The sequence below is a fragment of the Endozoicomonas sp. genome, assembly GCF_965196975.1.
Lineage (GTDB): Bacteria > Pseudomonadota > Gammaproteobacteria > Pseudomonadales > Endozoicomonadaceae > Endozoicomonas.
The window spans coordinates 3840393-3865792 of sequence record NZ_OZ239981.1; the positions used below are offsets into that span (position 1 = coordinate 3840393).

General features: G+C 49.2%; 19 protein-coding genes and 1 tRNA gene. 8 read left to right on the forward strand and 12 right to left on the reverse strand.

From position 1 onward, the window contains the following. Window positions 1-8: 8 nt before the first annotated feature. From ACOCLE_RS17335 to ACOCLE_RS17350, 4 genes are all read right to left on the reverse strand, one after another. Window positions 9-602, reverse strand: coding sequence for a LemA family protein (locus tag ACOCLE_RS17335; protein ID WP_419533516.1), 594 nt, complete (start codon window positions 600-602; stop codon window positions 9-11). Window positions 603-654: 52 nt separating this feature from the next. Next, on the reverse strand, window positions 655-2160 hold the full coding sequence (tnpC, locus tag ACOCLE_RS17340; RefSeq protein WP_419532963.1) for an IS66 family transposase: 1506 nt from the start codon (window positions 2158-2160) through the stop codon (window positions 655-657). A gap of 188 nt (window positions 2161-2348) precedes the next feature. Continuing rightward, entirely contained in the window at window positions 2349-3923 is a 1575-nt protein-coding gene (locus ACOCLE_RS17345; protein WP_419533517.1) for an ATP-binding protein, read from the reverse strand. Then, window positions 3920-4636, reverse strand: a complete 717-nt coding sequence (locus ACOCLE_RS17350; RefSeq protein ID WP_419533518.1) for a response regulator — start codon at window positions 4634-4636, stop codon at window positions 3920-3922. The genes ACOCLE_RS17345 and ACOCLE_RS17350 overlap by 4 nt, the downstream gene beginning before the upstream one ends. A 216-nt stretch (window positions 4637-4852) precedes the next feature. Between ACOCLE_RS17350 and ACOCLE_RS17355 the strand changes: the two genes are divergently transcribed. After that, complete coding sequence (locus ACOCLE_RS17355; protein ID WP_419533519.1) at window positions 4853-5272, forward strand: hypothetical protein; 420 nt, start codon at window positions 4853-4855, stop codon at window positions 5270-5272. A gap of 136 nt (window positions 5273-5408) precedes the next feature. Here the strand turns inward: ACOCLE_RS17355 and ACOCLE_RS17360 are convergent, their stop codons facing one another. Both ACOCLE_RS17360 and ACOCLE_RS17365 read right to left on the reverse strand, forming a co-directional pair. Continuing rightward, a complete protein-coding gene (locus ACOCLE_RS17360) occupies window positions 5409-6635 on the reverse strand; it encodes an amidohydrolase family protein (RefSeq protein ID WP_419533520.1) in 1227 nt (408 codons plus the stop codon). A gap of 75 nt (window positions 6636-6710) precedes the next feature. Then, entirely contained in the window at window positions 6711-7652 is a 942-nt protein-coding gene (locus ACOCLE_RS17365; protein WP_419533521.1) for a LysR substrate-binding domain-containing protein, read from the reverse strand. A gap of 186 nt (window positions 7653-7838) precedes the next feature. On the opposite strand from ACOCLE_RS17365, the gene ACOCLE_RS17370 reads away from it, so the two are divergent. From ACOCLE_RS17370 to ACOCLE_RS17385, 4 genes are all read left to right on the forward strand, one after another. After that, window positions 7839-10379 carry a hypothetical protein gene (locus ACOCLE_RS17370; protein ID WP_419533522.1) on the forward strand — a complete coding sequence of 847 codons (2541 nt, stop codon included), beginning with the start codon at window positions 7839-7841 and terminating at the stop codon, window positions 10377-10379. Between the two features lie 118 nt (window positions 10380-10497). Further along, the gene (tnpC, locus tag ACOCLE_RS17375; RefSeq protein ID WP_419533523.1) at window positions 10498-12003 is read left to right on the forward strand and encodes an IS66 family transposase; all 1506 of its coding nucleotides are present in this window, start codon (window positions 10498-10500) and stop codon (window positions 12001-12003) included. 33 nt (window positions 12004-12036) lie between these two features. After that, window positions 12037-13797, forward strand: a complete 1761-nt coding sequence (locus ACOCLE_RS17380) for an ABC transporter transmembrane domain-containing protein (protein WP_419537225.1) — start codon at window positions 12037-12039, stop codon at window positions 13795-13797. 11 nt (window positions 13798-13808) lie between these two features. Then, window positions 13809-15638 (forward strand): ABC transporter ATP-binding protein, encoded by a 1830-nt coding sequence (locus ACOCLE_RS17385; protein WP_419533524.1) that lies wholly within the window; start codon window positions 13809-13811, stop codon window positions 15636-15638. 171 nt (window positions 15639-15809) lie between these two features. On the opposite strand, the gene ACOCLE_RS17390 is transcribed toward ACOCLE_RS17385, so the two are convergent. The 3 genes from ACOCLE_RS17390 to ACOCLE_RS17400 all read right to left on the reverse strand — a co-directional run bounded on the left by ACOCLE_RS17390 (window position 15810) and on the right by ACOCLE_RS17400 (window position 19108). Next, window positions 15810-15886 (reverse strand) — tRNA-Arg (locus ACOCLE_RS17390). A 301-nt stretch (window positions 15887-16187) separates the two neighbouring features. Continuing rightward, window positions 16188-16973, reverse strand: coding sequence for a hypothetical protein (locus ACOCLE_RS17395; RefSeq protein ID WP_419533525.1), 786 nt, complete (start codon window positions 16971-16973; stop codon window positions 16188-16190). A 71-nt stretch (window positions 16974-17044) separates the two neighbouring features. Next, a complete protein-coding gene (locus ACOCLE_RS17400; RefSeq protein ID WP_419533526.1) occupies window positions 17045-19108 on the reverse strand; it encodes an alkyl/aryl-sulfatase in 2064 nt (687 codons plus the stop codon). Window positions 19109-19327: 219 nt separating this feature from the next. Between ACOCLE_RS17400 and ACOCLE_RS17405 the strand changes: the two genes are divergently transcribed. Continuing rightward, complete coding sequence (locus ACOCLE_RS17405; RefSeq protein WP_419533527.1) at window positions 19328-20236, forward strand: LysR family transcriptional regulator; 909 nt, start codon at window positions 19328-19330, stop codon at window positions 20234-20236. A gap of 74 nt (window positions 20237-20310) precedes the next feature. Then, window positions 20311-21648, forward strand: a complete 1338-nt coding sequence (locus ACOCLE_RS17410; protein WP_419533528.1) for an NAD(P)/FAD-dependent oxidoreductase — start codon at window positions 20311-20313, stop codon at window positions 21646-21648. 5 nt (window positions 21649-21653) lie between these two features. Here the strand turns inward: ACOCLE_RS17410 and ACOCLE_RS17415 are convergent, their stop codons facing one another. From ACOCLE_RS17415 to ACOCLE_RS17425, 3 genes are all read right to left on the reverse strand, one after another. After that, window positions 21654-22148, reverse strand: a complete 495-nt coding sequence (locus ACOCLE_RS17415; protein WP_419533529.1) for a DUF523 domain-containing protein — start codon at window positions 22146-22148, stop codon at window positions 21654-21656. Between the two features lie 173 nt (window positions 22149-22321). After that, window positions 22322-22792, reverse strand: coding sequence for a nuclear transport factor 2 family protein (locus ACOCLE_RS17420; protein ID WP_419533530.1), 471 nt, complete (start codon window positions 22790-22792; stop codon window positions 22322-22324). 118 nt (window positions 22793-22910) lie between these two features. Beyond that, window positions 22911-24257: a carotenoid oxygenase family protein gene (locus tag ACOCLE_RS17425; RefSeq protein ID WP_419533531.1), complete on the reverse strand. Its 1347-nt coding sequence runs from the start codon at window positions 24255-24257 to the stop codon at window positions 22911-22913. Between the two features lie 245 nt (window positions 24258-24502). On the opposite strand from ACOCLE_RS17425, the gene ACOCLE_RS17430 reads away from it, so the two are divergent. Next, window positions 24503-25234 (forward strand): TetR/AcrR family transcriptional regulator, encoded by a 732-nt coding sequence (locus ACOCLE_RS17430; RefSeq protein WP_419533532.1) that lies wholly within the window; start codon window positions 24503-24505, stop codon window positions 25232-25234. Window positions 25235-25400 lie beyond the last annotated feature (166 nt).

A 25400-nucleotide genomic window follows, 5' to 3' on the forward strand; every position in this document is an offset into this window, starting at 1 on the left:
AACTTCTCTTAAAAGCTGACTTTCGGTGCTTTCTGCATGGCTGCGCTGTCTTCAAACTCCAGCAAAGCGGCATCTTTACTGTGACCAAAAGTATTGGCAAAAAACACAGGGGGGAAAGACTGGCGGTAGCTGTTATAGTCAGTAACCGAGTCATTATAAAACTGGCGAGCTCTGGATACTCGGTTCTCGGTGCTGGTCAGCTCTTCAGTCAACTGCATCATATTTTCATTGGCTTTCAGGTCGGGGTAGTTCTCCATAACCACATTCAGCCCACCCATGGCTCCCATTAACGCCTGTTCAGCCCCTTGTAGCTTTTTGATACCAGAAGCATCCAGCTTGCCAGACAAACCTTTTAATAACTGGGCCGCCTGATTTCTGGCGCTGATCACCTTCTCCAGAGTATCCTGCTCGTGCTTTAGATACCCTTTGGCGGTTTCAACAAGATTTGGAATCAGGTCATAACGGCGCTTCAACTGCACTTCAATCTGAGCAAAAGCGTTCTCGTAGTTATTCTTCTTACTGACCAGGCTGTTGTAAATACCGACAACATAGAAAATGGCGCCGACAATAATGCCAAGAAAGACAATGGTAGAAATTTCCATGAACTCATTCCCTGCAAATATTTTTATTAGAATCAGAGTATAACAAAGGTAACTATTCAGCACCCAGCAAAGGCGTATTGTTGTAATTTCGAACCGCTTTAAGAAGCGCCTGAAATATGTTCAACCCCTGCTTTTTAGCAGATGATAAATAGCTTCGGATTCGGGTAAACATGGTACCTCCGTCTTCGCTTCTGAAGCAGCCTGAGATCTTCTGCTTAAGTTTGGCCATCCTGGCATCACGTTCACTGCCATTGTTATCGAAGGGAATTGAAAAGTCCGACATGAAGCGCAACGTTTCAACCTTAAACTCAATAAGCCTTTTGAACAGGTTGTAGGCCTTGGTATTCCTGACCTTCTTACGTCCAAGCACCTGTCGTTGTTTTTCCATATAAGCGGTTTCCTTCGTGAGAGCCCTTTGAAGGATTTGGTCGTATATCGTCTCAATGCGAAGCTGTATTGCACCAGGCATTTGAGTCAGACCGGCTGCTTTGTATTTCTTGCAGAAGTGCCAGGAGAGCGTAAGCAATTTCATCAGCCGCAGAGCCAGCTTATTCGCATCCCTATCGACAACTCCCTGAAGCTCTCTCAGATGATGGGCATTACAAAGCACATGCACTGCCGCATAGGCAAAGTAGGACTTCCAATGATCGTGAACCAGAATGCCTGCAAAAGTCAGCAGGATGCCCATTGCATCCATTGCTTCACAACCTCGCCTTTCTGAGAGGTAGTAAAGCGTCCATTGGTCATCTCGCATAATGTGTAACCACCACAGTGAACCGTCAACCCGCATGCCAGTTTCATCCGCTCCTGCAACCGGACTTTCTTGTAAAGCATCGCGGATACTCTGCTCAGTAGAGGCCAGGTTCTCATGGGTATAGGCAACAAAATTGGCAACAGAGCCTGCGCTGACACTCATGCAATAAATAGTATTGAAATACTCAGACACCCGGTGATATGGGATGAAGTGATACTGGTTTAAATGAACAGCCATTGCCTGAGTCACTTCTCCGTATTGAGCAGCGGCTTTCACTCCTTGGGGAAACTCAGCGGTGTTCCGTTTACCACAAGGACATACTTTAACGTCTGCCCAGTACGCGGTAACTTCAAATTCTCCGGGTCTACCTGGATCAAAAACCTGTCGCTCAATGTATTTGGTGGGTTTAATATCGATAAGCGAAGACTGGCAACAGCAACATTTTTCAACCTTCAGATGCCTGACATAATCGGGTAAGGCGACACGTCTCAAACAAGAGCCTTGATGACCTTTCTGGCCACCTGGTTTATTGCCTGAAGATGGTCTAAGGCTTTTGGGGTTCGGTGTTTCCTGTGAGGAGCAGGGGGCTTCTTTGGAAGATGTATCACCTTTATCACTCCCTTTTTTACTGGGCTTTTGATAACCATCTGACGATGGTGGCTTACTACTGTTTTGACTGTTTTTATTAACCCTTTCTTCCAGTTCGCTGCAACGTTCCCGTAAAAGCGCATTCTCGGTCCGAAGCTCTTCATTCTCTTTAAGGAGAGCTTCGGTAAACGGAGTAGCTGGGAAGTCTGGTTCCATACTGGAGATTTGTTAGAAAAATTGAGTATAAGATGATGGTCGAAAAATCAGAAAATTCCAGATTTATATGAAGGGTGCTGAATAGTTACTAACAAAGTTAACAGGGCTAGAAGGGTCAAAAAGCCCCCAGAGCCACTCTGGGGGCATCAGATAATGGTAACCACACAGGCAGTGATGCAACCTGTCATTTATACAGCGTTCAGAGGTAACTCCAGAGTTACTTTTAACCCTTCATCACTGTTTTCCAAATAGATCTCTCCACCATGATTACGGACGATATTTCGGGCAATGGCCATACCCAGACCGATTCCGCCGGTATCCCGGTTCCTTGAACCTTCCAGACGGAAAAAGGGCTCAAACACCTGTTCCATCTTATCTTCAGGAATACCCGGCCCATGATCCTGAATCTCCACAGCCACAAAATGCTGACCGGCCCTGTCAAACAGCTTAAGGATTACATCAACACGCTGACCATATTTAACGCCATTCTCAATCAGGTTCCTCAGCGCCCGTTTCAGGCTCACTGGGCGACAGCGAATAATAACCTCGCTGGTTTCCTGAAAACTCACATCCTGCCCAAGCTCCGCCAAATCATCACACAAGCTGCCGGTCATGGCGTTCAGATCAACCTGTCGAGTCACTTCGTTGTCCGATGCCTGGCGCATAAAGGCCAGCGTGGCCTCTGACATCTGCTGCATCTCCTCCAGAGTGGCCAGAAGCTGATCACGGTCTTTGCTTTCCGGCATCAGCTCAACCCGAAGTCGCATACTGGTAATCGGGGTTCGGAGATCATGGGAGAGCGCTGCCAGCATGCGGGTTCGGTCCGACACAAACCGCTGCAGGCGATCATTCATCTGATTAAATGCCCTAATAGTTTCCTTCAGGTCGGCAGGACCTTTCTCAGGCAGAGGCTCTACCAGCTCCCCTACCCCCAAACGAGTAGAAGCTTTTGCAAGCATCCGCAGGGGCCGGGTAATACGCCTTACCATTACCGCCAGGGCTGCCAGAACCAGTACCATTGCTGTAACAAGGAAAATAACGGTCTGTTTTGCCGCCAGTGGGGGGGCTGCAGGAGCCGTTGCCTTCAGATTCAGCCAGTAGCCGTTCAGCATATGCACTGAGACCTGGAGGCTGGTGACCACTGGTGGCCTCCAGCCTTCCCGATAATAACGGCGGTCGCCATCATGCCGGGAGTCAGTCGTCGGGCGATGCTGATGCCATGGCTTCTGACAACGGTCTCCATCACTGCAGTACTTGGTAGATTTCCAATACTCCGAATCATTGCTCTTGAAGGCCGGGCTTTTGGAAACAACACTTTTTATCAAGCCCTCATCACGAGAGTGATCCACCTTAACCAGTATGCGCCCCTTGTATTGATTCCCCATCAAGTGCAACAAACGCTGCATCAGACGTTTATCACGGACATTCATCTCTCTGTTGGCCAGCTCACTGCGATCATCAACGGTAAACCAGGCGTTTTTGGTTCGCGCTGCAGCCAGAATGGCCGAGTAGTCGCTGATCGGGTTGTTTTCCAGTAACCAGACCAGGGATTCTATCTGCTGAAATTGAGACTTCTGACTGATATCCGATAGAACAGTTCTGTAGGCATTCCCGAGAATAACAAAGCTGAAAACCTGGGCAATGACAAGAGCAACCAGAACAGCCAGAACCATCTGGGTTACCATACTGGACCAAAAACGTTTAAATACCCCAGGCCTGCCTATTGCCTTAGGCTTAGCATCCAGATCCAATGAGTCCTTCATACCGCTTTTGATTCTTCTGTAAACATGTATCCCCCACCCCAGACGGTTTTAATCAGTGTTGGATTTTTCGGGTCTTTCTCAACCTTCTTCCTCAACCGGCTGATCTGGTTATCAATGCTCCGGTCAAATGGCAGCGCTTCACGCCCTTTGGTCATATCCATCAACTGATCCCGACTCAGTACCTGCCGTGAATGTTCCAGAAAAACCTTTAACAAACGAAACTCAGCAGCGCTCAGATCCACCAGTAAGCCATCCTCCCGGGTCAGCTGGTGCTGATGAACGTCCAGGCTCCAGCCCTTAAAGGTCAATGCTGAATGATCACTCGCAGCAGGTTCCTTTGCTGAGACATGTTCCAGACGACGCAGAACGGCCTTGATACGTGCCAGTAACTCTCTTGGGCTGAACGGTTTGGTGACGTAGTCATCGGCTCCCATCTCCAGCCCGACAATGGTATCGGCTTCCTCACTCATGGCGGTCAGCATGATCACTGGCGGACCATCATTTTCCTGAAGATATCGACATAATGTCAGCCCGTCCTCTCCCGGCATCATGATATCCAAAACCACAAGATCAATGGCTTCCCGCTCAAGAACTCCACGCATAGCCTCCCCGCCATCGGCCAGAGAAACAAGATAGCCATGCTGATCCAGATAGCGCCCTAACAGATCGCGAATGTCATCGTGGTCATCAACCACAAGAATGTGTTTTTTCATGGCGTTCCACACTGTTCAGGTTGCCGGTCAAAATATTATAAAGCTTAAGTACCGTTGCTTTGGATAGGCTGCGAACAATTGAGACAAATTGAGACAAACTCCCATGGCTTCGGGATATTTCTGAGAAATTCATGGTTTTTAATGAGTCCATCGAAACCCGAAATGATTACCAGGGTTTCACCAAACCAACGTGGAACCCCATTGAGGACAAAAGCCATGAAAAAGACAACATTGATTGCAACCGCCCTGGTCACTGTATTTACTGCTTCCTCAGCCTTTGCCTGGTGGGACAATGACAAAGGCGATAACAGACACTGCATGGAAGGAAGCCGCTCAGGCCAGTTCATGAAAGGAGAGCATGGCAAGCGTGGCATGATGGGCAAAAACTTCAAAGAGCACATGAACCGCGAGTTCTCTGCAAATGAAATCAGAACCCTTAATGAAGCCCGGCTGATCATGCAGGGTAACCCCAACGTTAAAGTAGGCAAAGTCACCTCGACAAAAGACGGCTATAACGTAACCATCGTGACCAAAGACAACTCACTGGTTAAAGAGATGGTACTGGCCAAAAATGGTATGCCACTGGAACGTTACAATATGATCAAGGAACGGATTGAAGCCAAAGAGAAGAAGTAAAACCCTGAGCCTGTCATCATCACAAAGGCACTAAGACACAAAGAAAGACTATTCAGTAAACAGCGCTTCTCTGTGACTTCGTGCCTTTGTGGTACAAAGATGAGATCTTTGCCTGCAAACTTCTATGATCCGCTCCCTACAGCTGATTTTTATAAATCCTACCGTCTTTCATAATGAGTTTCAGGTGCTTCTCAGGCTGTTGCAGAACACCAGGATCATCCAGTGGATTTCCGCCCACTACCAGCAGGTCCGCCCGATAACCTTCTGCCAGCACACCGATCTGCCCAGACAGGTTAAAGAGCTCTGCCGCTTTCACTGTCGCCGACCGGATCAACTCATCTGGTGGAATGATTTCACCACGTATAGCGAACTCTTTTAACTGAGCATCGTGCATACTGCCCAGCAAATCGGTACCGAAGACAATATTCACATCCGCCTTCCAGGCCGCCTCCAACGCCTGCAGGCCTGCATCCAGAACACTGTAGACCTTCTTCTGCAACGCTTCCGGCATTCCTGCTTCAACCCCTCTCAGCGCCAGCTGATCATAGGTTGATAGCGTGGGTACAAGAAAAGCGCCTTTCTTTTTCAGCAGTTCGATGCCATCAAACTCAATCAAATTGCCATGTTCAATAGAACGGACTCCGGCCTCCAGGGCCCGCTTAATGGCACGATTGGTATAGGCATGAGCCATCACATAGATATTGGCAGCTTCCGTCTCCTCAACAGCTGCCTGAATTTCATCTTCTGCAAACTGGGTACTGTCAATTCGATCCGTGGGTGATGCCACACCACCAGACACCATTAGCTTGATCTGATGGGCGCCCTTGCGGATTTCGTCCCGACAGGCTTTGCGAACCTCGGCAACACCATCACAGACTTTGCCAAGTCCAGCACAGCAGAAGCAATGATCAGTCTGGTGATCACCGGGAAGGCGCATATCACCATGCCCTCCGGTCTGAGACAGTGCATGGCCACAAAACAGCAGCCGGGGCCCTGTAAGCAGTCCTTCCTCGATGGCCTGTGCATAACCAAAATCAGCCCCACCGGCATCACGTACCGTGGTGAAACCGCGCATCAGCATGCCTTCCAGAATATGTTTGGCATGGGCTGCAACATAGGAGGGAGGCCAGTGGCGCAATGCCACAAAATCCGGAGTACCCGCAGTAATATGCACATGGGCATCACACAGCCCCGGCATGACCACGCGACCCGCCGCATCCAGTGTCATATCTACAGGCTCTTCGGGCAGGTCATTACCAACAGCTTCTATAAGGCCATCCTTGATAAGGAGGCACTGTTTTGGCAACAGGAAACCTTGGACGACATCCAAAATATGGGCATTGATTATTCGAATGTTTGCCAAATGCACTCTCCTCTGCTGGGCTTGTTATTAGCCTTCTAGTATAGGTCAGAGGTCAGGAGCTCATATCGTCAGGGTTTATGGCAGTATTGAAAGCCTTCGCTGCTTCACCGTAACAGCCACCAGCTCCCTGAGCCACTGAAGCACCGGCGCATCATTATCTTCCTTACGCCAGGCAACGTAGATATCAAAATCCGGCACGGGAACCGGGCAGGGAGACATGGTCAGCCCTTGGTCTGGACGTCCCAGTGCTGCCAGAACCTGAGGCACCACACTGATCAGCGGCTGCTCCGGCAGAAGACGTAACAATGAGGTAAACCGTCCGCAGGTCACACGAACTTTTCTTCGATCACCTCGTTGAGCCAGCAAGTCATCCACCACGCCTTTCACATTTCCCGTGTTATTAATAAGTGCATGGTCAACCGAGAGAAAGTCATCATAGGAGAGCGGTATATCCAGCTGAAGTCGTTCATTATCAAACAGGCAAACGTGTTTTTCGGTATAGAGCTTATCAACAGCCAATTCATTCGGACCATCGCCAAGGCTGCCAATAGCCAGGTCGAGCCGGCCATTACGAAACAGGGTAAACGCGCTGTCCCGATCCACCAGGATAAAACTGACGGTACAGTTTGGTGAGCTTTGTAATAGAGCCTGAACAATCACCTCAGCGTACAGCGACTCGGCATAGTCGGTCAGTCCAATATTCAGGTGTCCATCAAAACTGGCTGGGTCAAACTCCGGAACAAGCAGCAGGTCATTCCTTACCTGGTCCAGGATCTTTTTTACCTTGGGAGCCAACTCCCTTGCCCGCCGAGTCAGTTTCATCTGACTGCCCTGCCGCACCAGTAATGCATCATCAAACAGCTCTCTGAGCCGGCTCAGATGGTGACTCATAGCAGGCTGACCGATAAACAGGCGTGAAGCGGCTCTGGTGACACTATGCTCTTCCAGCAGGGCTTCAAGTGCAGTAAGCAGATTCAGGTCTATTCGGGAAAGGTTCTGTTTTAACGGCTTGGTCATAAAGGCTGTCTGACGTGTATCCTATACGGACACTGAATGTGGATAGTGGTTCTATCAAAGCACAGCTGGATAGGCAAGCAGCCACCCGAGAAACAGCGCTGTATAAAAAACTCAAATTACTTCTGAACTATCTTGCTGATATGTGTATCCAAACACTACTGAATAATTGAATGAATAGTGCTTCTGATGTATGGAGTACAACAACCGAGAGTACACGGTCAACATAGACAGGACCAAGGAATAAACGAAGCCCCAGATCCTGTCGTGGCAGGAAAACGTAACTCCGGTAGGGCGCAGTGTAATGGACCCAAAGCAGCTAAGGTAGATATTGATGACGTCGGAATGCATCATCTTAAGCTGATCAAGGAAGAGCTGGGTATACAGGATGATGATACTGTCTGCATACTCGATAGAACTATCAAGTACTTTGCTCATTACCAGAGGGATACCGCACCACTGAATTCTGGACAGGTTACGGGTCATGTACGTCACCAAACTGTGAACGTAAACAGCGATCCTGAGTATCCCGATGAGTCTGCAGCTTTCACCAAATTATCAAAAATGCTATTTCCTGATGAAGCAGTTGATGTTTGCAACCTACTATCAAAGGCTGAGGAAATAGTCCGGTGGCATAAAGCAGTAATAACCAACGCAGTCTGGCAAAAAACCAAGAACCGATTTTGTGTTCAGCATAAGTTAGCAGGCGGTGCTGTTATAAAAAGAAATCCACAAGAAATTCAGGAGGTGAAAAATGCTTTAAGTCAACGCATGCCATTACCGGTTAAAGAACTTAATAATCATGTAACTCAATACCAGCTTTCAGAATACTCCCCTATATTATCAAGTATTCCAGAGGGTAATAATACTGCGCCTCGCACTGTTTCTGGTACACCCAAGGTGAAAGCAAAAACATGGATACCACCAGACTCTCTTCAGCCCAGCCATGAAACAGCAGCAGTAACAGCAAATAGCTTAAGCCATGAAGATTGCCCTGAAACATCAGATATTCAGACAGGTGAATCAACTGGAAACAAGGAAATGGCAAGTATTGAAACAGAAGAAGCAGGAGATAGCGATGCTTCTTCCATTCCCAGATATTTTATTACTATTGAGAACCCTGAATCCAAAAGAGTGATTCCCGAAGATTTATTGTTTAGGGAAGATGTACCCGATTCGCTTCTGGATAAATTTAATATTAGAGTCAAAAGGAAGAAAAAAGCCAGACCAAATAAAAAAGCAAAGACAGGCAATGGTCAAAAAAATAAAAGCTCTCCCCATCCGGCCATTCAAGGCCTCCATAGACAAGCTGCACAACTAGCTCAAAAAGCCGTTCCTCTCCCAAAAGAAAGTCCCCAGCCTCACTGTCAGTCGTCAATGCCGCAGGAACAGTCGCTTGAGAATATGAAGTTTATGCAACTCAATAGTTCAAGTTCTCCAAGACCTACAGGTTCAATATTAGATACTTCTGACTACAGTGATGAAGATTCCATCATGGTTCCTTCTGAACCTTTTCTTCGCGGTAATGAAAGCGGGTATGATTCACAAATAGCATTAACCCCAAACCCAGATGATACCGACCCTGTTACAAAACCAGTTCATACCTCTCTGGCAAAAAGGTTATTGAAGAAACACTGCAGGTATGTGGCAGGTGTTCATCAGCAAACAGGTAAACAGGATCGAGGAACACCGGATAGTGGCATCGCATTACCTGTTAAATCAGCTTACCAAAAGCCTGCCAGCTATACTTTAGGCTCTCGTGCTTCTGGAAAACCAGAGCTACATGTCGAGCCTTTAACAAGTGCCACTCCATGCAACTTTTCAGTTCAGAATACGCCTGATACCACAGGGAATAATGATCAGAGTTTACTGACAATTAATACCCGTCATCCGGACACTCATCAACAATATACATATGAAAACGTCATAGATGATCTTGACCTGGCCATAGAAACACTTCGATCTCATGCACAGGGTACCACTCCAGCGGGTCATTCATATTCAGCCACAACCAACCCTGAGCAACATACCCCATCCAAAGATAATGTCACCAGCTTTTGCGCAAGCGATTTTTCGAGTCCAGTAAGTGCATCGGGCAGGCTTTACTCTCTAGCCTGCCGCCAGCATCACGCAGAATATCTTGCTGGTACACAATATTTCAATCCTCAGAGTTCAGCTCCGGCCAGCTGTCAAAAAGTTCAGCCGAAAATTCCAGCAGGTACCACCTGCAAGCAATACATCGATCAACCCTTAAGCAACCCCTTCTGCAACGAAATAATTTCAAGTCACAGTAACAACGACCATGGAAGATATTATGACCAAAACGATCAAGTGTTTAGTCAAGGTTATAATACTCTAGCAGCAAGCCAAAGCTTTCTTCCATATACTCATCAACACAGGCTCAGGGATAACCAGCAACACTTCAGGTTTGCTCCCTATGACCAGCATTCCCGTTACTCTCAAAGTCGTCACGCTGTTACCCAGCAGACAACTCCAATCTTTCCAACAGAAGACAGCAAAGGAAAGTTTGATGACATAGTTACTTCAGATAAAAAAGTTTCTTCAGGCTCACTCATGACACCTGCAAACCAACATGCATTTCAAAGCCAATTGAGTGGTGGCACGGCATTTCCAAACCAGCAACAGCCCCCACCCTATCACTTTATTCATAATCAGTATTCTGGAATTGTAACTATTCAGCACCCTTCATATAAATCTGGAATTTTCTGATTTTTCGACCATCATCTTATACTCAATTTGTAACTATTCAGCACCCTTCATATAAATCTGGAATTTTCTGATTTTTCGACCATCATCTTATACTCAATTTTTCTAACAAATCTCCAGTATGGAACCAGACTTCCCAGCTACTCCGTTTACCGAAGCTCTCCTTAAAGAGAATGAAGAGCTTCGGACCGAGAATGCGCTTTTACGGGAACGTTGCAGCGAACTGGAAGAAAGGGTTAATAAAAACAGTCAAAACAGTAGTAAGCCACCATCGTCAGATGGTTATCAAAAGCCCAGTAAAAAAGGGAGTGATAAAGGTGATACATCTTCCAAAGAAGCCCCCTGCTCCTCACAGGAAACACCGAACCCCAAAAGCCTTAGACCATCTTCAGGCAATAAACCAGGTGGCCAGAAAGGTCATCAAGGCTCTTGTTTGAGACGTGTCGCCTTACCCGATTATGTCAGGCATCTGAAGGTTGAAAAATGTTGCTGTTGCCAGTCTTCGCTTATCGATATTAAACCCACCAAATACATTGAGCGACAGGTTTTTGATCCAGGTAGACCCGGAGAATTTGAAGTTACCGCGTACTGGGCAGACGTTAAAGTATGTCCTTGTGGTAAACGGAACACCGCTGAGTTTCCCCAAGGAGTGAAAGCCGCTGCTCAATACGGAGAAGTGACTCAGGCAATGGCTGTTCATTTAAACCAGTATCACTTCATCCCATATCACCGGGTGTCTGAGTATTTCAATACTATTTATTGCATGAGTGTCAGCGCAGGCTCTGTTGCCAATTTTGTTGCCTATACCCATGAGAACCTGGCCTCTACTGAGCAGAGTATCCGCGATGCTTTACAAGAAAGTCCGGTTGCAGGAGCGGATGAAACTGGCATGCGGGTTGACGGTTCACTGTGGTGGTTACACATTATGCGAGATGACCAATGGACGCTTTACTACCTCTCAGAAAGGCGAGGTTGTGAAGCAATGGATGCAATGGGCATCCTGCTGACTTTTGCAGGCATTCTGGTTCACGATCATTGGAAGTCCTACTTTGCCTATGCGGCAGTGCATGTGCTTTGTAATGCCCATCATCTGAGAGAGCTTCAGGGAGTTGTCGATAGGGATGCGAATAAGCTGGCTCTGCGGCTGATGAAATTGCTTACGCTCTCCTGGCACTTCTGCAAGAAATACAAAGCAGCCGGTCTGACTCAAATGCCTGGTGCAATACAGCTTCGCATTGAGACGATATACGACCAAATCCTTCAAAGGGCTCTCACGAAGGAAACCGCTTATATGGAAAAACAACGACAGGTGCTTGGACGTAAGAAGGTCAGGAATACCAAGGCCTACAACCTGTTCAAAAGGCTTATTGAGTTTAAGGTTGAAACGTTGCGCTTCATGTCGGACTTTTCAATTCCCTTCGATAACAATGGCAGTGAACGTGATGCCAGGATGGCCAAACTTGAGCAGAAGATCTCAGGCTGCTTCAGAAGCGAAGACGGAGGTACCATGTTTACCCGAATCCGAAGCTATTTATCATCTGCTAAAAAGCAGGGGTTGAACATATTTCAGGCGCTTCTTAAAGCGGTTCGAAATTACAACAATACGCCTTTGCTGGGTGCTGAATAGTTACTCCTGAAGGACTACTGGCCGCAATACCTGCTGGCCTTTATCTGTCTGCAGATTGTCTCAGCCCTGAACCTGCTGCCCCCCTGGCTGATTGGTCATGTGGTTGACGGCATAAAAGACAATAGCCTTACAAACCGGGAACTGGCCGGTTATGTTGCCGGGATACTGATCACTGGTGTGCTGGTATATGGTTTCCGATACGTCTGGAGAGCCAAGCTTTACGGTGCCTCCATTGAGCTGATCCGTAAGCAGCGCAGTCGGTTGTTTGCCCATTTCACCCAGCTCTCTCCGGAGTTTTACCAGCACCACACCACCGGTGACCTGATGGCCCATGCCACCAACGACCTCAATGCGGTTGAGGAGAGCGTTGGTGTCGGGATCATGACCCTGGTGGACTCCCTGATCGCCGGCTTTACCGTTCTGTTTGCCATGGTGTTCCTGGTGAGTGGTCAACTGACCCTGCTGGCCATGTTGCCGTTCCCGGTACTGGTCTGGGTGACCAAACGCTACGGAGTTGCATTGTACTCACGCTTTGGTCGCTCACAGGCAGCCTTTTCCAACCTGAACGAAGAAACCCGTGAGTCCATCACCGGCATTCGTGCGGTCAAAGCACATCAGCTGACCGAACGGCAAACTCAACGCTTTGAACAGCTATCCATGGAAGCTGTCGAGGCCAATACCAGCGTTGCCAGAGTCGATGCGTTGTTTGGCCCGAGTATCAGCCTGTTCTTTGGCCTCTCTTTCGTATTGGCACTGGTGGGTGGAGCCTGGTTGATCAGCCATGGTCAGCTGACCGTCGGTCTGTTAACCAGCTTCACCCTGTACCTGAGTCAGATGCTGGGGCCTATGCTGCAGTTTGGCTGGCAGTTCAATGTCTTCCAGCGCGGCAGTGCGTCCTGGGGACGTCTCGAAAAACTGCTGTCCCGCCAGCCAAAGGTGAGTAATGCCCCCGATGCCCAACAGGCTCCAGGCGACACAAGCCTTTCGATAAACATCCAGTCGTTTGGCTATAACGCTGCGTCTGACGAGAAGCCGGTACTGCAAGGTATCTCTACTGAGATACCTGCGGGTGCCTTTATCGGGATTACCGGTCGTACCGGCAGTGGCAAAAGTACCCTGCTCAGGCTGATCCTGCGTGAGTTTGATCTTCCTAAAGGCTCATTCATCAAAATGGGGAATATTCCACTGCAACAGCTGACCGTGGAATCGCTGCGGGAAAAACTGGCCTGGGTGCCCCAGGAACCCATGCTGTTCTCCGGCACCATCGCAGACAACATTCGCTTTTCCGCACCGGATGCCAGTCTGGAAGCGGTTGAAAAAGCAGCAAAACTGGCGGCTATCGATGAAGAGATCATGGGTTTTAAGGATGGCTACGACACCCTGCTGGGTGAGAACGGCATCAACCTGTCCGGAGGCCAGAAGCAACGCCTGGCACTGGCCCGTGCCCTGCTGGCTGACGCTGAAATCCTGTTGCTGGACGATGCCTTCAGTGCCCTGGATATGAAAACCGAGGCCCGTATTCTGAAGAACCTGATGGCCATGAAAGGTAAGAAAACCATCATTCTGGTCACTCAGCGGCTACCGGAGCTGATTACTGCTGACCATATTCTGGTACTGGATCGCGGCCGCATTATCGAGCAGGGCAACCATGATCGACTGATGTCTTCTGACCAGCCTGAAGAGAATACGACCGAACACTGGTATGCAAAAATCTTCCGACAGCAGGCCAGAACACTGCTGCACCCTCTGGAAGTGAAACCAGACGCCGTGATTAAACGGCCCGATGTAGCCTGAGGAACAATGCAGTGTTAGCAAACGACGAGAAAAAAACATCAGGCTACCGTGGACTGGCCAGGCTGGTTCGTTACGCCAAACCCTATCAATGGCAGTTTCTGGGTGCCTTTCTGATCCTGCTGCTGGCCACCAGCCTGGAAATGCTGGCACCGTGGCTGATGAAGATCATTCTGGATGAACACATCGCCCCTGGAGTGAATGATACGATGGGCCTGGCCATGATGGGCTCTGCCCTGTTCGGCACCTACCTGGGCTCGGCCATCCTTCAATACATCCAGAATGTGAAGTTTCAGGAAAATGCACTTAAGGTGGTTCATGACATCCGACGCATGCTGTTTGCCCATGTTCTGAGACTGCCCATGAGCTACTTCGACAGTGAGCCTACTGGTCGTCTGGTGTCCCGTATCACCAATGACTCTGAAGTTCTGCGGCAGATGTTTGTGGGCGTGATCCCGGCAATTCTTCAGGCCTTTTTTCGGGTGGTGGGTATCTTTATCGCCATGGCCCTGCTGGATGTCCGCCTGATGTTCATGACCGCGATGCTGATTCCCGTCATGCTGCTGGCGATTCACCTCTACCAGAAAATCAGTCACCCCGTGATTCACGGAGTACGCAGTCAGCTGGCCAACATTAATACCCGCGTCAATGAGTCCCTGAATGGCATGCGCATCATCCAGGCCATGGGGCAGGAAGCACACCTGCAACAGCAGTTTGACAAGGACAATGAAGAGTGGAGCCAGCTCAAGCGCAAGAACATCAATATCGACAGCCTGCTGTTGATGCCTTTCACTCACCTGCTGAATGGTATTGCCCTGGCGGTTGTGGTGGGCTGGTTTGGCTACCAGTCCGGTTTTTCGCTGGTCGAAGTCGGTACACTCTACGCCTTTATTAATTACCTGGGCCGTTTCTTTGAACCGTTCAGGCAGATCACCATGCAGATGAGCAGCCTGCAGCAATCCTTGGTTGCCTCCGAAAGACTGTTCCAGGTATTGAATGAAGAGACAGAAGACAGTCAGCATGGCCAGAGTAAAAACCAGACTGACAGTGCTGAGATCCACAGCGGCAAGCTGGAATTCAATAACGTAACACTGTCTTATGACTCCAAAAATCGGGCGCTGGATAATGTCAGCTTCACCGTTGAGCCAGGGCAGTTTGTCGCCATTGTGGGCCACAGTGGCAGCGGCAAGAGCTCCGTAATCAATCTGTTGATGCGTTTTTACCAGCATCAGGAAGGCCAGATTCTGATTGACAACCAGCCGTTGACCAGCCTGAAGGAAGACACATTGCGTCAGGGTTTAGGTCTGGTGTTCCAGGAACCCTATATTTTCAGTGGAACAATGGCTGAGAACATCAGTCTGAACCATCACCAGATCACTGATGAGCACGTTCAGGCAGCAGCCAGAAAAGTACACGCCGATCCGTTTATCCAGGGGCTGGATGACGGCTATGAACACAAGCCTGGCCCCGGAGGCAAAGCGTTGTCCACGGGTGAAAGACAGCTATTGTCGTTTGCCAGAACCATTGCCCAGAATCCAAAAATTCTGTTGCTGGATGAAGCCACTGCCAATATCGATGGTGAAACAGAACATCATATTAAAGAGGCACTGATTACTCTGCGGGAAAACCGGACCACCATCGCGGTGGCTCACCGTCTTTCCACGATTCAGGATGCCGACCAGATTCTGGTGATGGATAAAGGACGGATTGTGCAGCGTGGAACCCATGAGGAACTGCTGCAACAGGAAGGGCACTATCGCGATCTTTACCTGGCACAGCAGACTGAAGAGCAGCTGGGCACCACTCAACAGCCAGGCCTGACGATGGCCGCTGCCAACGCTTAATCGCATTTCAAAAAAGGGACAGTGATGAATAGTGCTGTCCCTTAGTTCTTATCTTACGTACTCCCTCTCCCCAGAAACAAAGAGTCTTTTCATTAACAGTCTGGAAGAAGTTGAACGCTAGTTTTACAGGCATAAAAAAAGCCCATCTCATCGAGATGGGCTTTTCTGATATGGCGCGCTCGGGAGGATTCGAACCTCCGACCGCCTGGTTCGTAGCCAGGTACTCTATCCAGCTGAGCTACGAGCGCGTTACGTCAACGAGGGCGAATCATACTCAATTTCCTGCAGGAGTCAACAACAATCGTTCAACTCACTGGCAGAAAGGTTTACATCGGCAAACCAGCTCTCGTCAGCGGCGTGCATCATATAAGAAGGCCGGGCATATGTACAGCCTTCATTTATACCCAATGGATTTCAAGTTGCTGCGCGGCGGCAAATGAGCGAATCCATGGGAGCATAGAAATACTATGTGACCATGCCGGACTGGCGCTCCAGTGAGCGAGAGTAGCCAACAAAGTAGCAACTTGAAAGACGACGGGTATACAGGGCCTAAAACTGGTGATTAAACTCCAGCCGCCAGTCCCAGTCATTCTCAATATTCACCTCAGTATCGTTATAGTTGGCAAACCAGCGCACATTCTGCCGAGGATTCAACTGATAGCTAACCGCCAGCTCATGATGAAAGCCATCGGACAAATCACTCATTCGGGTATTGTCATTGATCGTTTTTACATACATCGGGTTGTAGTTAAGCCAGACCTTCTCACTGATCTCAATCGCTGTGTAGGTACCGATCACGGCAAAACTGGAAGGAATGGCATAACCGACACTGCCAAAGTCCGGATCTTTCTGATCCACTATTTTTCCGGTATCCCTCACCGTAATACCGACACCGGCCAGTGGATAAAATTGCACGACGCCCATCTCAGGCAACGCCTGGATGAAACTGTACGATGCACTGCCCATGTCGTTATTAAAGTTCCAGTTGATATCAATCTGGGCTCCCCGGCCGGTGGTTGTATCCAGGGAAAAATGTCGATAGCGAAACGTATTCACGGAATCATTCCCATCCAGCCCCAGCGTGTCCCCCAGAAACCCCTTCAGTTCAATCAGGTTCATCGCCATGGTGTCAGGATTCCCGGTGTCATAAGCGTGACCAATTTTCAGGTTTAACCCCTCGTTACTCAGACCCGCCCCGGCCTGCGTGTAAACCGCCATGGGATCCGACATATCCTGAACCTCGTCCGACTCCTGAGCTTTCACGGAATGTGGAAGCGATACCCCCAACAGAAAAAATGGCAAAGCAAAAGCAGCCCACTGCATTTTTGTAGACATGACGTATTCTCAGAAAAAGCGTAAAAAAAGGGGAGCACCAGGCTCCCCACTGAAAGGAAAAATGTGAACGGTTAACCCAGGTTGTAGAGGTGGGCGTCTACGGTCTGCCCTTTCACAGGACGGGGCACGATTTCAAATGAAGGGTCGAACTCAACAGAAGCCTGCTTCAGCTTATCCATTACAGAGGCGTCCCCTTCCAGTCCGGCCTGACGACTTTCAAACAACTCAGCCAGCGTTGTTTTGCCAAGCAGGATCTGAGTCACATCGGACTTATTGATAAACAGTGTGGCATCCGCGTCACGGGCTTTATCCACCAGGCCGTTATTCAGGTTACCGTTGGACATCTCCACAAAGTGCACTTCATCAATATCCGGAACCACCACATTCATGGTAAAAGGCACATGTTGTGCAATGGTTGAGTCCACCTTCACGGCCATGTAATCCAACAGGTTGGTGATGGACATTTCAGACAATACATCCGGTGATGCCGTCTTGGGTGTTCCAGGCAAAGTGCCCACACGCAATTCCTGGGCACCGGTCAGGTAGGTGTTTCGCCACCCCATATTTTCCGCCTGATACCCCAGCTGTTCATAGGTGTCGGCCAGTAACTGACGGGCCGCTTTATTATCGGGTTCAGCCTGCACCACCTTATTCATGACCGTGGCAACAAAACGGTACTCTCCCTTTTCATAATCCGCCTGGGCCAGCTTGAACACGGCCTCACTTCCACCCATGTAGTCCACCATTCTGGAGGCCTCCTGCTTCACTGGCAGTGGATTCAGGTTCGCCGGATTCATATCGAAATAGCCCAGGTACATGTTGTAAACGGCTTTGGCGTTATGGCTGTAAGAACCGTGATAGCCATTGGTATGCCATGCCTTTTCCAGGGTATCAGGGAGCGCCTCAACCACTGCATCACCAATGTCCTGCATCACCACGCCATTGTTCGCCAGACGCAGCGTCTGGTTGTGGACAAAGCCATAGTTATCCCGCTGCAGCTTCATGAAATCGAGGACTTCATCATTGCCCCAGATGGGTGATGAGTGGGAGCCAAACAGCACATCAATATCACTGCCCCATTCATTGATCATCTCATTGATGTCTTTGGACCATTTCAGCGAATCACGCACCTTGGCACCGCGCAGCGTGTAGATATTGTGCATACCGTGATACATTATTTCGCCGGTCCACAGGGCATCCATCGATGGAATGTACGTCACCATGCCAGAAGGCGCCTCAGTACCGGAGATGTCCATAAAAATCATCTCAAGGCCATCGATACGGTAATGCTCATACTTTCCCTGGCCGTTGAAGGTGTAATCCGGCACCACATACGTGATTTCGCCCTTACCATACTCAGGCGAACTGGTCGACGTTGATTTTCCCAGACCCGCATCGACGATCCCGTGTTCATGAGCCCCGAGCGTGGAACCATACTGGTAAGACGTCCGTCGGGACATGGCATTGCCAGCCAGCACATTTTCATCCACCACTTCCTTGGTGATGTTATGGGAGCCATAAACCTTCACATCGGGAAACATATCCTGAATCGCACGGGCGCCGCCAAAGTGGTCTGCATGGCTGTGGGAATAGATCATCGCCACAATGGGCAGGTCGCCACCTTCCGGTATATTTTCCAGGAAAAACTTTGTAGAGAGTTCCGCCGCCTGCCGGGTCACCAGAACATCGTAAACAATCCAGCCAGTCTCACCCCGGATAAAGGTAATATTTGAAAGGTCTGTTCCCCGCACCTGGTAAATGCCATCGCGCACCTCATAGAGACCTGCCGCCGTATTATTTACCTGAGCCTGTCTATACAGTGATGGATTAACAGTGTCGGCTATCTCATCCTGACTGATAAAGTCATAACTGTTTCTCATGATGTTGGCGGTTCTGAAATCCAGGGGAACGATCAGCCCTTTTTCATTACGCTCAAAGGCATCACGGTCTTGCCAGTTCAGTTGTTCACTCAACGCTTTGTTAGCGGCTAGCGTGTGCACACTGGCGGGCTTTCCGTGAACGGTAAGATCACCATGAACGTGGTCATGATAGTGATGACCGGCGGCTCCTGCTGGCAGCGCAATGGACATAGCCAGGGCAAGTGCGGTGAATTTGGTTTGAGTCTGGGTTTTCATAACTGTCTCTCCAACTGTTACCCTTCGCCTTTCAAGCTGCTACTTTGTTGGCAGCATTCGCTCACGGGGATTCGCTCTCTTGCCGTCGCGTAGCAACTTGAAATCCTTTGGGTATATTCTTTAAATCATCTGTCGTTTTGTTGAAGCCAGTTTATGGGCAATACTCATAACAAAAAATAAAGTAATGTTTATTCAAAACATCACGAATGGTTATGTATTGTGATTACAAAAACAGCCGCTTCCCTTGATCTGAACCTGCTTTCGGTTTTCCTTGAAGTCTATCGTCTGGGCTCTATTACGCTGGCAGCCGATGCCCTGGAGATGACACAGCCTGGTGTCAGTGGAGCCCTTAAACGCCTGCAGCAGCAGTTAGGCGCAGAGCTGTTTGTCAGGGAAGGCCGTGGGATATCCCCTACTCATATTGCCGTTCAGCTGGCCAGTGAGATCTCACCGGCCCTGAACAATGTCAGTAACGCCATCAGCAATATAAAACAGTTCGATCCGCAGCAGCCTCGCACCTTCAAAGTGCTCTGTAACGAAATGGCGCTTCTGCACTTTCACCCGGAGATTGAGCATGACACCACCATGGGCAACGTTAGTGTTGAATTTGTCATCGCTCCCAGTCATGAAGAAGAGATGTTACAGGCCCTGAGCATGCAGAAAGCCGATCTGGCTCTGGATGTGAAAGGCCACCAGAGCCTGTCCTATAAAAGTCATCCCATCATTCAGGATGAAATCGTCATCGTTGCCAGAAAAGATCATCCGCGAATAAACAGGGCACTGACTGAGCAACAGTACTACCAGGAAAAACACGTCACTATCCGTTTACGTAGAAGTAATATGTACGCCGCTGACTACTTCACCAAAACACCACTGAAACCCCGGAAAATCAGCGCCGAATGCGACTCCCTGATGTCCATGCTGGCACTGGTTTCCAGCTCAGACAGCATCGGCAGCACATCGCGGAGCCTGGCCAGCCGGTACGCCCCACTGTTTAATCTGCAGGTTATTGAGCAACCCTTTGAAACCCTGCCGATTGAGCACGTGATGATCTGGCATTCAAGAACGGACTACAGTCCTGCTCACCAGTGGCTAAGGGAAAAGATTCAAAACCATGCCGGTCAATAAAAAACAGCGGCTTGATTTTTTACCGTTATGCATCATGGTAATAGAACCATTCGGGAGATAGTGAGACAGGGCTTATGCAAAGAGCAGTGGTGATTGGTGGAAGTATCGCGGGTTTGATGACAGCGAAAACCCTGTCACCCTTTTTCCGGGAAGTGGTCATTCTGGAAAAGGATACGCTCAACAGCGAGAACGGCCTCCATAAAGGGGTTGGCCAGGGGCCACACTCTCACGTTCTATTGCCCAGTGGTATGGAAATACTGAAACAGCTCTTAGACTCCCCTGAACTCAACCCTCGGGAATATGGCATCTATCCGGCAGATGCGGCTGAAGACCTGAAATGGTTTCAGTTTGGCGTCTGGAAAAAGCGGTTTCACTCCGGTGTGAATATGGGCTGGTGTCAACGTTCACAGTTTGAGTGGCGTGTTCGTCAGGACGTGCTCTCGGTCGACAACATTCTGTTGAACAGCAAATCTCGTGTTATTGGGCTTATGGTGGCTGAAGAAGGCAGCCACATCAGCGGTGTACGTTACCAGACTGGCACGGATAAAAAGGAAATAAATGCATTGGAAGCTGACCTGATCATTGATGCCTCTGGCCGGGGAACCCATACCCCCAAATGGCTCAGTGAAGCAAATATCACCCATATCAGAGAAGACGAGGTCCGTGCTCAGCTTTCATACACTACATCGCGCTTCAAACTTCCAGACAGCCTGATAAAGACTCTGGACTGGAAAGTACTTGCCATTTATCCCGAGCCACCGCTGACCTCCAGAGGAGGCCTGATCTATCCCATTAGTAATGGTGAATGGATGGCAACATTAATCGGTATCAATGGTGAAGCGGCTCCCATCGATATGGATGGTTTCATGGAGTACGCGCAATCGCTTCCTCAGCCAGACCTGTATGACGTTTTACAACAGGCCACTGCTGTCAGTGAAACAATGAACTACCGGTGCCCCGGCAGTTTATGGCGTAGATTCGACCATATTAAACCGTGGCCAGATAACTTTCTGGTGATAGGCGATGCCGTCTGCAGTTTTAACCCAATCTACGGCCAGGGTATCACCATGATGCTGTTTGACCTGAAAAAGCTTGAGCTTTTTCTTAAGCAGAGGGAGATCAACCCAACTGCCAGACACATTGGGCAGTTACAGAGAAAGATCAGTCAGTCAAAACTTTTGCCATGGCTGATGGCTGCCAGTCCAGACTTTATGCATACAGGAACAACGGGGAAAAAGCCGCTGGGCATTGGAATCATAAATGGATATACCAAAGCCGTTATGAAACTGGCTGGTAAAGACGAGGATATTCATCAACGCTTTATTAACGCCTTCTCTTTTTTAAAAAGCCCGGCAGTACTTATGACACCTGGTGTTATTGGAAAAGTAGTGGGGCAGAAGCTATTTGGGTAAGAGAACTACTTCTTTTTGTAGTCATTCAACGCCTGATGGTAATCAGCGTCATTAACGACCTGAATGCCCGCTTTTTTCAGAATGGCGGTGGTGGTGCCATCACCTGATTTAAGATTCTGAAAGTCTTCAGTAAACACCTGACCGCACCCACAGGATGGGCTGTTGCTTTTTAAAATCGCCAGTTCGACTCCGGATGACCTGGCCAGATCCAGTGTTTTGATGCCGCCTCGAATATAGGCATCGGAAACATCCTTCCCCTCATGGGTCAGAACTTGAGCCTCACCGCCAAGTACATCCGCTCCATCAGCATTACCTTCCCTGCCAACAATCCTGGCCCTGGGCCGTGGCGTGGACAGCCCGCCCATCTCTTCCGGGCAGACCGGAATCAGCTGAACATCCTCAAGGTCGTCCTTTAGTAGCTGATTCGTACAGGTACCACCATCAAACCGGCATTTTTCACCCAGCAAACAGGCACTTACCATCACTTTTTTGTCAGACATTCTTTCCTCATCAATAGGGTCTAACCAAGACTTATTACAAAGTTATAGCAGCAAACACGCTATTTGCTGGTTACTGCCTCCCTCGTTATTCTTAAGAAGTCGCTATTTGGTTAAGACCGGCGTAAGGAAAGAATGTTCATTAAAAGGATCAATCGACAATAAAAAGCCCTTAGTTAAACCGTTTCCTTCACACTCTTTTTCAACGCCTGACGTGCCTGCATCCACCCCATACCGGCTTCCATTCGCTTTTGAGGGTTGTACTGATCCTCCTGAAAGCACCATTGATAATCACCGGCGTATTTCATCAGCGTATAGTTACGGAAACTGAACACCTGACCATTACCCGGATCGTCCCAAATATTGTCAAACTCCGCTATCACCCAGCCTCTTTCTTCATCCACAATAAACCACTTGGTCACAAAGGTTCTGACTGCCCTGGCAACCGGATTGGTGTAAATACCGTTAATCCAGTCCCGGATTTCTTCCCGGCTGTTTCGATCAGGGTCGACATCGTCCACATAACGGCCATCTTCCGTAAACAGGTCTGCGTAGTCGTTCCAGTCATTGCTTTTACCACACCGCTCCACCACCGCTTCGTAGTGCTGCCAGGCATCAAGAAGATGTTCTTTTGTCCACTGTCCCATACCCACCTCCATTTATTGTCCATGCCAATACCCGGAACCATGCCGGGCAGCACGATCGATAGTAAATGGCACTCAGTGACTATGAAATATTGAAAAGTCAGCGAAACCGAAGGAAAGGCTACCCGAAAGACGACGAAGGTACCCAGTTCCCATGGAAGCCAAAAGGTACACGTCGTGGAAGGTGGATGATGGCCACCGGCTCAGCGGCAAAGCCCCGGGCCTGGATAATCACCACATCACTGCTGTTTTTTTCCTGATCGTAAACAAACGCCATAACCCAGCCATCATCTTCAGCGGCATCGGGAGCACAGGGAACAAATACCGGCTCAAGAAAGGTCCGGTGCCTGCCTTCAAGGTGAGTTTCAGAACGGCCCGTCTTCAAATCGTATTTTGTCAATCCGATTTCAGGAACGGTAGGCAATGGTGAGGTGTAACCATAACGGTAGGGTTTTCCAGTCAGACGTTCATCAATCCTTGGGAACTCCTGGGGGCGATCATCCAGGCACTGTTCCTGAACGGTTGTCTGTTGAGGGTCGACGGTCCAGCGCACCAGAGTCGGCGGTTTACCACTCCCCTCTCCCTGGGTACTTAAATCCAAAAAGCTGCTGTGACGAACCACATCCAGTATGACTCGGCCCTGATCATCCTCGAAACCGTTCATGATATGGAACACATAACAGGGCTCAAGCTCATGCCAGGATATCTGCTCCGGCGTCCCCTCTCTGGGAAGCAAGCCGACTCTGGCACCATAGCCGGGTGTCCATCGAAATGGCAGCTCACCACTGCTTGCTGGTATGGATTCATCAGCCACCACCGGCAGGTCGAGCAGAATGACGTAGTGCTTTGTGAACATGCAGTCGTGAATCATGGGCAAACCCGGCAACTGGATATTGACGGATTTTCGTACACAGCCATTCGTACCAACGACCAGGTACTGAATATGCGTCCAGAACAGGGAATAAACGACAGCATGCAGCTCACCCGTCTCTGGATCAAGGTGAGGATGAGCAGTAAAACCACCGGGCAGCGTGCCGTCCATATTCGTTCTGCCTACGGTTTCAAGCTCACTATCCAGTTCGACCGGCAGGTTACCCGCTTCAATCAGTGCCCATAACCTTCCGGCATGAGCCATGATATTGGTGTTCACAATGCCACCGAGTAATTGTAAAGGATTATCCGGCCCAGCCACCGGTGGCCATTGTTTGGCTGCCACAACCTGGTCATCCCGCACATATCGGCTGCGATACCACGTTGCCCGCCCTTCCTGAAGGCATAAACCATGAACCATGCCATTACCGAGAAACCAGAAGTAATCATCAGGATCAGGGTTTATCGGGTTTGGGCCAATACGCAATAAGCAGCCATTCAACTCTGGGGGAATAGAACCGGTAACGTTAAGGTCAAATGTCGTTAATTCATCATCAACGGGGGCGTAGTTACCGGTAAGGTAGGGATTCTCAGGCATATCTGACCTCCATACATCAATAATGTGATGTGGTAACCACACAAAGTATAGGGGCTACAAAGGGTCAGAGGCCGATATTACCGTGTGCTTACTTTCCAGGCGCGATTGAAAGCCTGAACCTATACTCCAGCGCCGGTTCGAGGTACCGTGAGGCGTTCTTCAGGTTGATAGCCAAAGGATGTGGGAAGGAGAAGAGAGAAGAGAGAAGAGAGAAGAGAGAAGAGAGAAGAGAGAAGAACCGTGTCATGAACAAACGACAGCAGCAGAGTGAAATCCGTCATCAGCGCATTTTGCAGGCCGCCAGCCATCGGTTTGCCCGTTTCGGTTACCAGAGTGCATCCATGGATGACATTGCACAGGATGCTGGAGTATCGAAAGGACTGATTTACCGCTTCTATAAAAACAAACAGGCACTCTATGAAGCCACGTTACGCAGGGAGCTATCGCAATGGCTGGAAGAAAGCGCACACATTGCTACCCATAAGGACGACCCGATGGCGGATCTGCAAAGCCTGATCTGCGCGCCATTTGATATTCTGCGCAATAAGCCCGTTTTACAGACACTGCTCATCGGTGACACCGAAACCTTAACACGCTATCAGCCACTATTTCGCCGACTTCGACGCCGCTGGCGCAGCCGGATCATGGCAATCCTCAAGGACGGCATCGCCCACAACGTATTTGACCGGGAAATGGATACGGTTCACACCGCCGGAATTATCTATACCTTACAGCGAAGTTACCTGGACAGAGCGGTTATCAGTAGAAGCACCAAAATGCCTGAGCCCGAAGCGGTTCTTGCATTGAGTGAGTTTGTCATCAAAGCGGTAATAAAAAATCAGACTGTTGTAGACGTTATACCCATTAAACGTTCTAAACCCGTAATGAGCATGAGGGACGAGAGAGTAAAACAATACCCGAAAGGGCATAAAGGTGAAGCGACGAGTCATAGCCATAGCTATGGCGAGGAACTTTAACGCAGGATTACGCTTCAGGCCATCAGCGCAACAGGGAGTTAGAAAGTGCAATGGGTATTACATCAGGCAGGAGCTAACGCTTGGTAGAGGGTATAGGGGGATGAGTTTGAATCAGCGCAATCACTGGTGATGTCTGGCTTGTGATTGACGTACCGCATTCAGAAGA